The organism is Streptomyces sp. NPDC092369, from assembly GCF_044755245.1.
Classification (GTDB): Bacteria; Actinomycetota; Actinomycetes; order Streptomycetales; family Streptomycetaceae; genus Streptomyces.
The window spans coordinates 75,041-88,934 of the sequence record NZ_JBIVQP010000005.1 but is presented as its reverse complement, the minus strand read 5'-3'; the positions used below and the strand labels follow the sequence as shown (position 1 = coordinate 88,934).

Here is a 13,894-nt window from a genome sequence, read left to right as displayed (position 1 = left end):
CCCATCCCGACGTTTGCAAGGAGAGATCCACCATGCGTATGCGCACTTTCGTCGCCGGCCAAGAGGCTTACGGCGACCTGGAGTTCGTGGAACTGGCGCTCGGCATCGACGTCGACCTGTTCCGGGGCCCGCTGCAGTTCGAGACGGACGGCGAGCGTGCCGCCCGCGAGGACGCGGCCCACGACGTCCTCGCCGACTTGGTCGCGGAGGCGGAGGCCGGCGACGAGATTGCCGGTTGGGACGTCCTGTATGCCGACGCCCTGACCCGCACGGTGCCGTTCCTTCGGTCCGTTCGCAGTCACCGGTCGGGCATCGCTGGAAACGAGGTGGCGTGATGGGGCGCCGGTTCAAGGACATACAGACGTCGGAACAGCAATGGGCCGCACAGCAGGCGCCACGTCTTCGACAGATAGCCTGCGCGGCTGATCAGGAAGCCCAGCGTCAGCAGATGACTGCCGACGTCTACGGGCGGCAGGGCCGCGACTACAGCGACCCTGCCAAAGCGACCCGGGCACAGCGGGAGGCCAACCGGCAGCGGGACCGCCGTGACAGCCTGCGCGCCATGGCAGACCGCGCGGAGCAGGCGGTCACCCCGCCGAAGAAGCGGGGGTGGTTCCGGTGAGCCGTACCAGGCTGACGAAGGTTCAGGCCTGCGTGCTGACGGCCGCGTTCGTACCGATGCTCGCCACGGGCGTGGTCGGCGGGATCGGCACGTACAGCAATATCGGGCACGCCTACGGCACGGGGACCGCGCTCGGTGCCCTCGGTGCCGGCGAGGGCGCCACGGCCGTGCTCGCCCTGGTCCTGCTGGGCTTGACCATGCTGGGTCAGGCCTCGCCGCGCATCGTACGGGCCGGGTTGTGGGCGTTGCCGGCCGCCGCCGCCGTCATGGGCGCGATGGCCGCGCCCGACCCGGGACGGACCGTGATCTACGCCTTGACCCCGATGGGCATGTCCGTGTCGGCGGAAGGCATGGCGTTCCTCGCCCGCCGGATCGTCGTGCACACCGACGGCCGCGACGCGGAGAACGAGCGGCGCACCGCCGACATTGTCCAAGCCCTCGCCTACCACCGCGCCCGCGCCGCACACCACCCGGTCGACCGGGTGCGGAAGCGGTCGGACCGGGCGTCGTGGAGGCTGGCCCGCAAGGTCGGGGTCGGTGACGTGGCGCTCGGATCAAGGCTGCTGGAAGTCCAGCGCGATCGGGTCACGGCCGGTGCCGATGCGGCGCTCGGGTCGATGTTCGGCGGTACCGTCCCCGCCCTCGCCCCGGTTCCCGACGTCGAAACAAATGCGGAGGAATCGACCGGAAGTAGTCGAGAACGGTCTACCTCTGACCTGCCCGTATCGAGCACTTCCACGGTCGTGCTGACCCGGCTTGTGGTGCCCGACCCGGCGCCGATCGATCTCGGCAAGTCGGGTGTCGGTACGAAGCCGATGCCCGCCGCCGTCCCGGCGGTGAAGCCGGTTCCGATCGCCCCGGCGCCCTCCCGCTCGGTTCCGGCCGCGTCGACCGGGCCGCGTCGGGCGACGGGCCGCGTCCCGGTCGCCGCCAAGTCGCCCCGCACCCGCCGCACCCCGGAACAGCTCATGGCGGAAGCACGTAAGGCGACGGCCGGATGGACGGACGCTCAGGTGACCGGCGAGGGCATCCGTCGGGCCCTGCACACCTCGCCCGCCAACGCCCGCATGCTGCGGGACGCCCTGCTCGCCGAACGCACCACCGGGGCAGTGACGCCGTGAACACGTTCACCGTGGCCGTCTCGGGTCGTCGCCCGGGACGGCTTAGCGCGGCATGAGCACGCTGCCGGTCTTCCGGTGGCACCTCGCCCCGGACGGCTACGCCACCCGCCGTCAACTGCGAGCCCGAGACCTGCGCCCTGGCGGACAGGACGTTGCCGCTCAGCTCGAACGCCCCCGGCGACGGGGCCGGCCGCCGCTGGTCGCCTACCTGTACCGGGTGGACCTCGCCAAGCCGGTCCGGCCAATGACTCCGGGCCGGTGGCGGGCCCATGCCGCGATGATGCGCGCCCGCCGCACCTGCCCCGAGTGCCGCCGCGATGCCGGATACGTCATCCCGCCCACGCTCGGAACCTGCGTGACCTGCGCCTATCCCGAAGAACAGTGCGCCGCTTGAACCACCTCGAACCCGGGTCCGGCCGCCCGACCTTCCACAGCAAGCCGGCCGGACCCCTCGACTCCCGAAGGAGTACGTACATCGTGACCGAGACCACCACCTTCACGCCCCCCGGGGACCCGGAGGGCACCGAACAGCCGACAGCCGACGTGCTGCCGTTCCCGCTCAAGAAGAAGACCGACCCCGCTGCATCGGCCGGCGAGGGCGTTGTGAGGCCGGGGGAGTGGGAGGCCGAACTCCCCGACACCGACGACCCGGAGGCCGACGGACTGAGCGAGGGCGTGCCGGTCGACCCGCCGCGCGAGGTCTACCCGCCCTCGGTCGCGGAATGGATGGAGGCCAAGGACAAGGCCCGTCTGCCGGTGCTGCCGGACTGGGTCAAGCTCCCCGACCAGCGCACGGCGGTCCGCAAGTGGGCGATCCGCCACTACTCTTCCGTGGCCGGCTACCACGCCGTTCGCCTGCCGCTGGTCTACACGCCCAAGATCTGCATGTACTCGCCGCGCGGCGCGTGGCGTTGGTCGACCGCGATCGGCCGCTGGGTGTCTGACGCGGAAGGCAAGTCGCTGCGCCTGGCATCCGTGGTCAACGAGGATGCGGCGGAGTACTTGAAGCTGTCGCGGCAGCGCAACGACCGTGTTCGGCTGCGGGGGATCGTGGCGACGGTCGCCGGTTTCGTCGGTCTGGCCGCCGCGTTGACCCTGTACGTCATGGCTCCGTCGTGGTTGCTCATGCTGGCCGTGGCGACACTGGCCACCACCCTGGGTGTGGTCGGGGCGCCGGCGGATCGGCCGCTCATCGACATGGCCAAGGTGACGTTCCGCAAGCGCAAGCTGTCCTCCGACATCGTCATCCGTGCACACGAGGTGGCGGGGCTGACGGAAAAAGATCAGTCCATCGCGTTCCCCAGGCCCATCGGCCGGGACGGGGACGGCTGGCGCGTGGTGGTGGATCTGCCCTACGGCAAGCACTTCCAAGACGCGCTCAAGGCCCACGGCCGGCTCGCATCCGGTCTGGACATCGCCCCCACTCAGCTGTTCCTGGACAAGGACGAGACGAGCAACCGGCGCATCTCGTACTGGATCGCCGACCGTGACCCGCTCGCCGTGCCGTCGGGCAAGTCGCCGCTGCTGGGGGCGACGCGGGTGGACTTCTGGAAGCCGTTCCCGTGGGGTGTCGATGAGCGCGGAAACGCGGTCATGGCCACCATGCTGTGGCTGTCGCTGCTGGTCGGTGCCGTGCCGCGTCAGGGCAAGACGTTCTCCGCCCGGACGATCGCGCTCGCCGCTGCGCTGGACCCGCACGTCCGGTTGTACGTGTTCGACGGGAAGGCGTCGCCGGACTGGCGCAAGTTCGCGCTGGTCGCCCACCGCATCGGGTTCGGCATCGTGCCCAAGAACGGCATCGACCCGGTGGGGCATCTGCTGACCTCGCTGCGGGAGTTGAAGGCGGATGTCGAGGACCGCTATCACCGGCTGTCGGAACTGCCGCTGCACATCTGCCCGGAGGGCAAGCTGACCCCGGAGATTAGCCGGGACCCGAAGCTGAACATGCCCCTGACCCTGTTCGTGGTGGACGAGGTGCAGGAGTACCTGACCCACCCCGAACACGGCAAAGAGATCCTTTCCCTGATGGTCTACCTCGCCCGGGTCGCCCCCGCGGTAGGCGTCTCGGTGATGACGTCGACGCAGAAGCCGGACGACAAGGCCTGCCCGTCGGAGCTGCGGGATCAGCATCAGGCCCGGTTCGCGCTGCGGGTGGGCGCCTATCAGGTCTCGGACGTCATCCTCGGTGCGGGCTCGTACTCGGAGGGCCTGGACGCGTCCAAGCTGCTCAAGTCCCACAAGGGCGTCGGCCTGCTCAAGGGCATGTCGGATGATGCCGGGATCGTGCGCACCTACCTCGCCGACGGCCGCGACGCCGAACGCATCCTGACCCGTGCCGCCGCGCTGCGCGAGGCGGAGGGCACGCTGTCGGGTGACGCGGTCGGCGAGGCGCCGGCCCCGGAGACGTCCGCGACGATCCTTGACGACGTCGCGGCCGTGCTGGGCAAGGGCGAGGCCAAGGTGTGGTCCGAGACGATCGTGGACCGGCTTGCCGACCTGCGCCCGGACGTCTACGGCCCGTGGGCGGAGTTGGAGCCCAAGCCCAAGGCGGAAGCACTCACCGCCGCGCTCAAGCCGTACGGCGTCGTGACCGACCAGATCAGCCGGCGCATCGACGGCAAGCAGGTCAACAAGCGCGGCATCAAGCGCGATGACATCGCCGCCGCGATTACACAGCGCAACCAAACCAGGGACGTCGGATAGGTCTCACGGCCTGCTACCGGTAGCGGCACACGTCGCTACCGGTAGCAACCCTGCTAGCGACCCAAACCGCCCCTGATCAGGCCGCTAGCGGATAGCGGCCGACCTGCGGAAACCCCTCAAACGCCCTCTGAGAGGCCCCCGATGAGCCTTGCAGTGCTCGCTACCGCCTCCCTTCTCACCGTCACTCTCGGTTACGTCGTCAAGTGCTGGGTCCGCCCGTTCGGCAACTGCCGCGCGTGCGACGGCATGGGCCACGGCTTCAAGACCGACCGCAAGGGCAAGACCCGGCGCGGCCGTGACTGCCGCCGCTGCCACGCCACCGGCAAGCGCATACGCGTCGGCCGCTGGATCTACAACCGCGCCGCGCGCACCTACCGCGCCGGCACCCGCTGACCACCCCCAGGGAGCACCCCGCCATGCGCAAGTTCCTCCCCGTGGCCGTCGCGACTGTGGCACTCGTCACGGCCCTGTCCGCGTGCGGCCCGCAGTACCCGCCGGGCCCGCACGGGACGGTCACCGATCGCAGCGCGACCTACTTCAAGTCCGGCGGCTGGCGCTACCGCCTCACCGTCACCACCCCGGACGGTCGGCGCGAGACCTTCCGCGTCGCCCGTCACGACTACGGCAACTGCTTTCACCGATCCGCCTACCCCACCTGCACCCACCGCTGACCCGGGAGAACCACATGGTCCTCACCATCCCGCTCGTACTGCTACTCGCCGTCGTCGTCGGGCTGTTGCTGCGTTTCAGGGCGGTCGGTGCCGGCGCGGCCGTCGTCGTCGCGCTGTTCGGCTTCTACCTCTCCGGTACCGACACGGGCGACACCGTCAACCAACTCGTCACCGCCGTTGCCGGCGCCCTCGCCGGACGCTGACCGAAGGGAGACCAGCACCGTGAACGAGCCCACCGCGTACGGCAGTTCGGCCGCGTACGAGACGGCCGCCGTCGAAGTCCACACCCCCACCCCGATCGTCCCCGTCCACACCGCCCCGCTCATGCCGGTCCAGCCGGGCGCCATCCCGGCCGTGGCGAGCATCGTCCTCCCCGACGGCCGCGTCGTCACCGGCTACGCCCTGACGCCCATGCAGCCCGACCCGGTCACCACCGTCAAGCCGGCCGTCTCCCGCGCGGCCGTGAACACCGCGCTCGGGGGTGTCGGGTTCCTCGCCGTGTGCGGCGGACTGCTCCTGCTCACCTCGTTCATCGCCGCACTGGCCGCGTTCATCCACCAACTGATCATCTTGGCGGCCGTCGTCTTCGGGGGATGGGTTGCCGTGCAGGTCTTCAGCGCGAGCGACCACCGGGGCGGAACCACGGTCAACATCCGCAAGGCCGTCATCAAGCGGAACAAGTTCTACGGCTGACAACAGCAACGAACCGCCGTTCTGACCCGACGGGAGTCCTATGCCTTACCGCGACAACGACCCCATCTCTGACGGACCGCTCAGCAACGCCCCGTTCGGCTACTCGCCGGACTCCTTGCAGCGCGAGGCCCTATACGCCGAACTCGCCAACGCGGGCGTCGAACTGGGCACCTACGACCGGCGAATCGTGGACTGGATCGCCGGATGGGACTACCCCACCGTGGCCACCATCGCGAGCCTGATCCGCCGCGCCGGCCGCGCACCGCAGTAGTTACGCCGAGGGCGGCGGCTCCCGGACAAGGACAACCCGCCGCCCCCGGTCTCCTTATCCCGACGTTGCAGAACAGGAGACCTCCAGCATGACCCAACTGCACGTATTCAGCGAGAGCTTCTCTTCCCCTGCCACTCGAATGGGGCGCCTGCACCGGCCGCGCCTGGAGGAACTGACGGCGGTCATCCCGCCCGTCTACGGCGAGTGGATCGGCCGTGCGTTCCTCGCGGACGTGGCGATGTCGGAGGCGGCGGCATGAGCGCGACTCCCGCCCCCCTGAGTGTCGCCCTCGTCCTCGCGGCGACTGGCGTCCCGGTCCTGCCACTGCGGGGCAAGGTTCCGTTCGGCAACTGCCGCACCTGCAAGGGGAACGCGTGCGGGGGACGGCCCAACATGAAAGCGGCCGGCCCCTGCCGGTGCCCCGCACCGTGCCACGCGTGGGCCGCCGCCACCACGGACCCAAACGTCCTCACCTCGCCCATGTGGGCGGCCGTGTGGCGTGAGGCGGTTACGGTCGCCTACCACCCCGGCGGGGCGGGGCTGACGGTGGTCGACCTGGATAACGCGGCGGCCGTCGCCTGGGCCCGCGAGACGCTGCCCGCCACCCGCACGGTACCGACGACGCGTGGCGAACACTGGCTCTACCTCGGCGCCATGACGTCAGCCAACGCAGTCCGGCCGGGTGTCGACGTCAAGTCCCTTATGCAGTACGCCCGTTGGCTCGGTCCCGGGACCGGCCGTATGGCCGTTCTCCCTGCGGCCGTGCGCGCCCTGGTGGTGAAGGAAGACACCACCCCCGCGCCGGGGGAGGTGGTCTCTTCTCTTCCCGGCCGCGCCCCCTGGTCGCGGGAGGTGGCCACCGGGTGCCGCCACACCGAGCGCTACGTCCGCACCGGCCTGGAACGCGGCCTCGCCCTCGTACGGGCCCGCACCGAATCCGGCGCCGGATCACAGGCGTTCGGCGTTGCCCGGTTCCTCGCCGCACAGCACACTGCCTGCCCCGGCCCGTGCGGGCTCGCGGCCATCGGCGAGGAGATCGTCACGGCTGCGGTCTCCGTGGGCGTCCCGGAGGCCTACGCGCGCCGCGCGGTCACCAACGGCCTTGAGACGGCCGTGGAGCGCGCAGCATGAACAAAGCATCACGAAACACCATGAAAGGCGGTCGGGGCGCCGTACAGAGCCCGCCACGGCCGTCCGTGGGCGAACCGAAGGGCGTCGCCCGCAAGGGCGTCCATATGGCTGTTGGTTCTGACCCGCAGACGGTCACCGTCTCCGGCATCACTCCGGGCCTGCACATTCAGTGCGAGGGCGTACCGGTCGCGGACTGGCTCTGTGTCTGTGGGCAGCACGAACGCGCCCGGGGCCGTGCCGCCGTCATCAGGTTCACCGCCCGCGTCCGCACCGGTATCTGCCCGCACACCGCCACCGCCGAAGGGAGGGCCGTCGCATGACTCCACAGCCTGTGGACAGCCCCGACCTGTGGGCCGGACTGCCCACCCTGCAAGACCCGCCCGGCGAGGACGACACGGCACCGGACGTGTGGGAGGACCCCATTCCCCTCACCGGCCGCCGCGACCGGCCTTCTTTTCCCGTCCACGTTCTCCCTTCCTGGCTGGGGGAGTTCGTGGCGGCCGTCGCGGAAGAGACGCAGACCCCGGCGGACCTCGCCGGGTCCATCGCCCTTGCCGTGCTCGCCACGGCGGCCGGCGGCCGGTCGGTGGTCCACGTGCGTGGCAACTGGCGCGAGCCCACCAACCTCTTCACCGTGGTCGCGCTCCCGCCCGCCAACCGCAAGTCTGCCGTCTTCGCGCTGCTGACCAACCCCCTGTATGAGGCGGAGAAGCAGCTCAAGGCGGCTATGAAGCCTGTGATCGTGGAAGCGGAGTTGACGGCGAGGTTGGCCAAGGAGGCGGCGGATAAGGCCGTCGCCAAGGCTGCGTCCGCCGACGGCGACAAGCGCGATGACATGGTGGCCACCGCCGTCGGCCTCGCGCAGACCGCCGACACCCTCACCGTTCCTGCGGAACCGGTGCTGTTGGCGGATGACTCGACACCCGAGACGGTCACCTCACTCATGGCCGAACAGGGCGGCCGGCTGTCGGTGATGAGCGCGGAGGGCGGCATCTTCGACATCATTGCCGGCCGCTACTCCGGGGCTCCCAACATGGAAGTCTTCCTCAAGGGGCATGCCGGGGACCGGCTGCGGGTGAACCGGCAGACCCGCCGTGAGTACATCGACGCCCCCGCGCTGACCATCGGCCTCGCCGTGCAGCCGGACGTGTTGCGGGACATCGGGAAGGTGAAGGGGTTCGAGGGGCGCGGACTGCTGGCCCGCTTCCTGTACTCCCTGCCGGTGTCCACGGTCGGCGAACGCGAGATCATCACCGACCCGGTCCCGGAAGAGACGGCCGCCGCCTACACCGCCCGGGTCATCGACCTCGCCCTGTCCCTGGCGGAGTGGACCGACCCGGCCGTCATCCAGCTCGCCCCGGAAGCGGACGCGGCCCTGATCGCCTATCAGAAGCGCATCGAACCACAGCTCAAGGCACGCGGCGGGAAGCTGGGCCACATCTCCAACTGGGCCGGGAAGCTGGCCGGGGCGACCGCCCGCATGGCCGCCTTGCTGCACCTCGCCGAACACGGCGGCAACGGCTACGCCCACCCGGTCACCGACGCCACCATGAACGCGGCCATCGAGCTGGGGGAGTACTACACCGCCCATGCCCTCGCCGTGTTCGACGTCATGGGAGCCGACCCGGTCCTGTCCCGCGCCCGCAGCGTGCTGGAAGCGCTGAGGGACAACGGATGGGAGGACGTCAGCCGACGGGACGTCTTCACCGTCCTGTCCCGCAGCGAGGTCCCCACCGTCGCCGACCTGGAACCCGCCCTCACGCTGCTGGAAGACCACGGATACCTGCGGTCCTACCAGCCCGAGCGCACCGGCAAGCGCGGACGGCCCCCGGCGCCCCGCCTGTTGGCCCACCCCGCCCTACGCCACGGCGGTCGGTGACCCCCGGCCGCGCCCTCAACCCCTCCCGCACAAACCGCAAAATCCGCAGAAAAGCCGGGACACCCCGCTGACCTGCAACGCGACCCCCGCCCCACCTTGGCCGGAGGCCCGTCGCACAATCCCGCGATATTCCGCAAAAAACCAAGCGCCACCCCACCACCGGGTCGTTCGCCGGCGGTCCCTGATTTTTGCGGAATATCGCGGGTTTCTGCGGAGCACCCCACGTCACCACCCGCACTCCGCATCACCGCAGGTCAGAGGCTACCCCCGGCTTTTCTGCGGATTTTGCGGTTTGTGCGGCGGCACCTGCCCATGAACTCAGCCTCCCAGGAGCCAGCCGTGGACGAACCCACCACCATCGCCCTCGCCCCCGCCGAAGACCCGAACCTGGTTCTTCTCAAGGTCGAAGAGGCCGCCTACCGACTCCGCATCGGCCGCACCACCTGTTACGCCCTCATCCGCACAGGCGCACTGGAGTCCGTCGTGGTCGCGGGTGGGCTCCGCAGGATTCCGGCCGACGCCGTGCCTGAGTACGTCACCCGTCTTCGCACCGCCCAACGCGCCGCTTGACGACGCCCGGGGCGGCGGCTCCCGGACAAGGACATCCCGCCGCCCCGGTCTCCATCCCGACATCCAGAAACAGGAGCCTGCCCGTGGCAGAGAAGAAGAAGGGCACCCGCCGCGCCAACGGCGAATCCGCGATCTACCTCGGTGCGGACGGCCGTTGGCACGCGCGCGTGCCGATGGGTTACAAGGACAACGGGGAGCCCTACCGGCGGCACCTCACGCGCAAGACGCGCGATGACTTGGTTGAGGAAGTCAGAAAGCTGGAGAAGCAGCGCGACGGGGGCTCGGCCCAACAGCCGGGCAAGGCGTGGACGGTTGAGAAGTGGCTTCAGCACTGGGTTGAGAACATCGCCAAGCCGACCGTCAGCGAGAACACGTACGACGGGTACGAGGTCGCCGTTCGCGTTCACCTCGTGCCGGGTGTCGGCAAGCATCGCCTTGACCGTTTGGAGCCCGAGCACCTGGAGAGCCTGTATCGCCGTATGCAGGCCAACGGACAGCGCAAGGCCGGTACCGCTCACCAGGCGCACCGCACCGCCCGAACCGCGCTGGGGGAGGCCGTACGGCGCGGCCATGCGGCGAAGAACGCTGCCGCGTTGGCGAAGCCGCCACGGATGGAAGAGGACGAATCCGAGGTTGAGCCCTACTCCGTGGAAGAGGTCCAGTGCCTACTCCTGGAAGCCAACAAGCGCCGGAACAGCGCCCGTTGGATGCTGGCGCTTGCGCTCGGAATGCGGCAGGGCGAAACGCTCGGACTGCGCTGGTCTGACGTCGACCTGGACAACGAGTACCTGAAGCTGCGTCGAAACCGTCTGCGCCCCCGGTACGCACACGGGTGCCCGGAAGTCTCACGGTGCGGCCGGAAGGCGGGGTATTGCCCCGACAAGGTGCAGGTCCGGCGCGAGACCAAGAACACCAAGTCCCGAGCGGGCCGGCGGGCGGTCCCCCTGCCGGGCCCGCTGGTCGCGATGCTCCGTGCTCACGCCGAGACGCAAGCGCGCGAGCGCAAGGCGGCCGGCGACCTCTGGACCGAGTCGGACTACGTGTTCACCAAGCCGTTGGGCGGCCCTCTGAGCCCGAACACGGACTACCACGACTGGAAGCGGCTACTCGAAGACGCAGGCGTCCGGGACGGCCGGCTGCACGACGCCCGACACACGGCCGCCACCGTGCTCATGCTGCTCGGTGTCCCAGCCCGCGTCATCGACCAGATCATGGGATGGGAACCGGGCACCTCCGCAAGCATGAGGGCGCGGTACCTGCACGTGCCGGACGCGATGCTCAAGGACGTCGCTCGGAAGATCGCCGAAGCCATCTGGGGACCCCCGACAACACCCGCTGTGGACAAAAACCAGGACAACGGGGTCTGAGGACAACGACGAAGGGCCCCACCGCGAGGTGGGGCCCTTCGACATCGTGCCCGGTGAGGCACTGGCGGAGGATACGAGATTCGAACTCGTGAGGGGTTGCCCCCAACACGCTTTCCAAGCGTGCGCCCTAGGCCTCTAGGCGAATCCTCCGCCGGGAACATTACATGACCGAGAGGAGTGCTCGCGAACTCGTTCCCGGCCCCTGACGTCGGGTACTGTGTGCGGAGCCCCTCACGCGGCGCTATCTGACTGAACTCCCCCAGGGCCGGAAGGCAGCAAGGGTAGGTTGGCTCTGGCGGGTGCGTGGGGGGCGCTTGCGTTCCCGGGGCCCGGCCACGGCTCGCGGCTCGGGTGGTGCTCGGGCCGGGCGGGGCTGGTTGTCAGTGCGCGCCTATAACCTCGTACGCGTGTCGTCTCTCGCGCTGTACCGCCGTTATCGCCCGGAGTCGTTCGCCGAGGTCATCGGGCAGGAGCATGTAACCGACCCGCTGCAGCAGGCGCTGCGGAACAACCGGGTCAATCACGCGTACCTGTTCAGCGGGCCGCGCGGCTGCGGCAAGACGACCAGCGCGCGGATTCTGGCGCGGTGTCTGAACTGCGAGAAGGGACCCACGCCGACCCCCTGCGGTGAATGCCAGTCCTGCCAGGACCTCGCGCGCAACGGACCCGGTTCCATCGACGTCATCGAGATCGACGCCGCCTCCCACGGTGGCGTGGACGACGCCCGTGACCTGCGCGAGAAGGCCTTCTTCGGGCCCGCAGGCAGTCGGTACAAGATCTACATCATCGACGAGGCCCACATGGTCACGTCGGCCGGTTTCAACGCGCTGCTGAAGGTCGTCGAGGAACCGCCGGAGCACCTCAAGTTCATCTTCGCCACCACCGAGCCCGAGAAGGTCATCGGGACCATCCGGTCGCGTACCCATCACTACCCCTTCCGGCTCGTCCCGCCGGGGACCCTGCGCGACTACCTCGGCGAGGTGTGCGGCAAGGAGGACATTCCCGTCGAGGACGGTGTTCTGCCGCTCGTCGTGCGCGCCGGGCAGGGGTCCGTGCGTGACTCCATGTCCGTCATGGACCAGTTGCTCGCCGGGGCCAAGGAGGAGGGCGTGACGTATGCCATGGCCACCTCCCTCCTCGGATACACCGACGGCTCGCTCCTCGACTCCGTCGTCGAGTCCTTCGCGACCGGCGACGGCGCCGCCGCCTTCGAGGTCGTCGACCACGTCATCGAAGGTGGCAACGACCCGCGCCGTTTCGTCGCCGATCTGCTGGAGCGCCTGCGCGATCTGGTGATCCTCTCCGCCGTGCCGGACGCCGCCGAGAAGGGGCTCATCGACGCCCCCGCCGACGTCATCGAGCGCATGCAGGCCCAGGCCGGCACCTTCGGCGCCGCCGAACTCAGCCGCGCCGCCGACCTCGTCAACGCGGGGCTGACCGAGATGCGCGGCGCCAACTCACCCCGCCTCCAGCTGGAACTGATCTGCGCGCGCGTGATGCTTCCCGCCGCGTACGGCGACGAGCGTTCCGTCATGGCCCGCCTCGACCGCCTGGAGAGGGGCGTGAACTTCTCCGCGGGCGGCGGCGCCGGCATGCCCGCGATGGGGTACGTGCCGGGTCCCGACGCCCACGCCGGCGCGCCCATGGCCGGTGGGCCGTCCGCGTCCGGGGGAGCACCTGTGCCCGGGGGCGCACCCATTCCGCCGGGTGGCGGCGCCGCGGCTGCCCGCGCGGCGGTACGAGGACCAGCTGCGCAGGGCGGCCAAGGGGTACCCGGGGGAGGCGGTCCGACGGCCACCGGCCCGGCATCCGCCACGCCCCCACCCGCCCCCGCACCGACCTCCCCCGCCCCCGCACCCGCGCCCACCCCCGAGCCCACCGCTCCGGCGCCCCCGTTCACCGACCAGCAGCCTCAGCCACAGCACCAGTCCCAGCCCCACTCCCAGCCCCACTCCCAGTCGCCGTCTCCCTTGTCGTCCCCGTCTCCCGCTCCCGGCGCCTGGCCCACCACCGCCACCGCAGGCGGAGGCCGACGTCCCGGCGGCTGGCCCACACCGACCCAGGCGGGCGCCGGACAACCCCCGACCGCGCCGAGCGCACCGGCGCAGACACCGGCACAGGCGCAGGCACAGCAGCCGACACCGACCTCCGCCCCCACCCCGCAGCACCAGCCCGCAGCCCCCGCCGCTTCCTCCTACGCCCCCCCGACCGGCGGCCTCGACCCCCGCATGCTCTGGCCGAACATCCTGGAAGCGGTCAAGAACCGTCGCCGCTTCACCTGGATCCTGCTCAGCCAGAACGCCCAGGTGGCCGGCTTCGACGGCACGACCCTCCAGCTGGGCTTCGTCAACGCCGGCGCGCGGGACAACTTCGTCAGCAGCGGCAGCGAGGACGTGCTGAAGCAGGCGCTGACGGAACAGTTCAGCGTGCAGTGGAAGATCGAGGCGATCGTCGACCCGTCCGGCGGCTCGGCCCCCTTGCCGCCCACCGCTCCTACCAGCCCCTCCGGCTACAACGGCGGGACCGGCGGGACCGGCGGGACCGGCGGCGGAGGCTACGGCGCCGGTACGACCCCCACCGCGCAGCACCCCGCACCTTCGGCGCCCTCGTTCACCCCGGCGCCCCCCGCGCCCTCCCCGTCGACAACCCAGTCGTCTCAGTCCTCACCCGCCCGGCAGCCCGCCCCGGAACCACCCCCACCCCCCGTCTCCCCTGAGGACGACACCCCGGAGGACGACGACCCCGACCTCGTCGACTCGGCCCTCTCCGGCCACGAACTGATCGTGCGGGAGCTGGGCGCGACGGTGATGGAGGAGTTCACGAACGAGTAGTGGGACCTCGCGTCGACGCCGGTCCGCGTCCGTGT

General features: G+C 70.3%; 17 protein-coding genes, 1 tRNA gene and 1 other RNA gene. 18 read left to right on the top strand and 1 reads right to left on the bottom strand.

All coding sequences use genetic code 11. The features are described from left to right. Positions 1–38: 38 nt before the first annotated feature. The 16 genes from ACIQI8_RS28670 to ACIQI8_RS28595 all read left to right on the top strand — a co-directional run bounded on the left by ACIQI8_RS28670 (position 39) and on the right by ACIQI8_RS28595 (position 11,028). Positions 39–335, top strand: a complete 297-nt coding sequence (locus ACIQI8_RS28670; RefSeq protein ID WP_402357901.1) for a hypothetical protein — start codon at positions 39–41, stop codon at positions 333–335. Between the two features lie 113 nt (positions 336–448). Beyond that, complete coding sequence (locus tag ACIQI8_RS28665; protein ID WP_402356233.1) at positions 449–622, top strand: hypothetical protein; 174 nt, start codon at positions 449–451, stop codon at positions 620–622. Between the two features lie 56 nt (positions 623–678). Next, a complete protein-coding gene (locus ACIQI8_RS28660; protein ID WP_402357898.1) occupies positions 679–1,743 on the top strand; it encodes a conjugal transfer protein in 1,065 nt (354 codons plus the stop codon). A gap of 52 nt (positions 1,744–1,795) precedes the next feature. Continuing rightward, complete coding sequence (locus tag ACIQI8_RS28655; protein WP_402356230.1) at positions 1,796–2,137, top strand: RRQRL motif-containing zinc-binding protein; 342 nt, start codon at positions 1,796–1,798, stop codon at positions 2,135–2,137. Positions 2,138–2,220: 83 nt separating this feature from the next. After that, positions 2,221–4,446 (top strand): cell division protein FtsK, encoded by a 2,226-nt coding sequence (locus ACIQI8_RS28650; RefSeq protein ID WP_402356227.1) that lies wholly within the window; start codon positions 2,221–2,223, stop codon positions 4,444–4,446. 141 nt (positions 4,447–4,587) lie between these two features. After that, positions 4,588–4,839, top strand: coding sequence for a hypothetical protein (locus ACIQI8_RS28645; RefSeq protein WP_402356224.1), 252 nt, complete (start codon positions 4,588–4,590; stop codon positions 4,837–4,839). A gap of 23 nt (positions 4,840–4,862) precedes the next feature. Continuing rightward, complete coding sequence (locus ACIQI8_RS28640) at positions 4,863–5,117, top strand: hypothetical protein (RefSeq protein WP_402356221.1); 255 nt, start codon at positions 4,863–4,865, stop codon at positions 5,115–5,117. Between the two features lie 14 nt (positions 5,118–5,131). Continuing rightward, positions 5,132–5,320 carry a hypothetical protein gene (locus tag ACIQI8_RS28635; protein ID WP_402356218.1) on the top strand — a complete coding sequence of 63 codons (189 nt, stop codon included), beginning with the start codon at positions 5,132–5,134 and terminating at the stop codon, positions 5,318–5,320. 19 nt (positions 5,321–5,339) lie between these two features. Beyond that, a complete protein-coding gene (locus ACIQI8_RS28630; RefSeq protein WP_402356215.1) occupies positions 5,340–5,810 on the top strand; it encodes a hypothetical protein in 471 nt (156 codons plus the stop codon). A gap of 40 nt (positions 5,811–5,850) precedes the next feature. After that, positions 5,851–6,081: a hypothetical protein gene (locus ACIQI8_RS28625; RefSeq protein WP_402356213.1), complete on the top strand. Its 231-nt coding sequence runs from the start codon at positions 5,851–5,853 to the stop codon at positions 6,079–6,081. A gap of 88 nt (positions 6,082–6,169) precedes the next feature. Next, positions 6,170–6,340: a hypothetical protein gene (locus ACIQI8_RS28620; RefSeq protein WP_402356210.1), complete on the top strand. Its 171-nt coding sequence runs from the start codon at positions 6,170–6,172 to the stop codon at positions 6,338–6,340. Then, positions 6,337–7,212 (top strand): DNA primase, encoded by an 876-nt coding sequence (locus ACIQI8_RS28615; RefSeq protein ID WP_402356207.1) that lies wholly within the window; start codon positions 6,337–6,339, stop codon positions 7,210–7,212. Before ACIQI8_RS28620 ends, ACIQI8_RS28615 begins: the two co-directional genes overlap by 4 nt. Before the next feature lie 104 nt (positions 7,213–7,316). Continuing rightward, positions 7,317–7,532 carry a hypothetical protein gene (locus ACIQI8_RS28610; protein WP_402356204.1) on the top strand — a complete coding sequence of 72 codons (216 nt, stop codon included), beginning with the start codon at positions 7,317–7,319 and terminating at the stop codon, positions 7,530–7,532. Between the two features lie 11 nt (positions 7,533–7,543). Continuing rightward, a complete protein-coding gene (locus ACIQI8_RS28605; protein WP_402357895.1) occupies positions 7,544–9,091 on the top strand; it encodes a YfjI family protein in 1,548 nt (515 codons plus the stop codon). Positions 9,092–9,430: 339 nt separating this feature from the next. Then, the gene (locus ACIQI8_RS28600; protein WP_402356199.1) at positions 9,431–9,661 is read left to right on the top strand and encodes a helix-turn-helix domain-containing protein; all 231 of its coding nucleotides are present in this window, start codon (positions 9,431–9,433) and stop codon (positions 9,659–9,661) included. 83 nt (positions 9,662–9,744) lie between these two features. Further along, complete coding sequence (locus ACIQI8_RS28595; RefSeq protein ID WP_402356196.1) at positions 9,745–11,028, top strand: tyrosine-type recombinase/integrase; 1,284 nt, start codon at positions 9,745–9,747, stop codon at positions 11,026–11,028. Positions 11,029–11,090: 62 nt separating this feature from the next. On the opposite strand, the gene ACIQI8_RS28590 is transcribed toward ACIQI8_RS28595, so the two are convergent. After that, positions 11,091–11,178, bottom strand: a tRNA-Ser gene (locus tag ACIQI8_RS28590). 72 nt (positions 11,179–11,250) lie between these two features. Between ACIQI8_RS28590 and ffs the strand changes: the two genes are divergently transcribed. Together ffs and ACIQI8_RS28580 are read left to right on the top strand one after the other, a co-directional pair. Beyond that, positions 11,251–11,349, top strand: an RNA gene (gene ffs, locus ACIQI8_RS28585) — signal recognition particle sRNA small type. 86 nt (positions 11,350–11,435) lie between these two features. Next, positions 11,436–13,859, top strand: coding sequence for a DNA polymerase III subunit gamma and tau (locus ACIQI8_RS28580; RefSeq protein WP_402356193.1), 2,424 nt, complete (start codon positions 11,436–11,438; stop codon positions 13,857–13,859). Positions 13,860–13,894 lie beyond the last annotated feature (35 nt).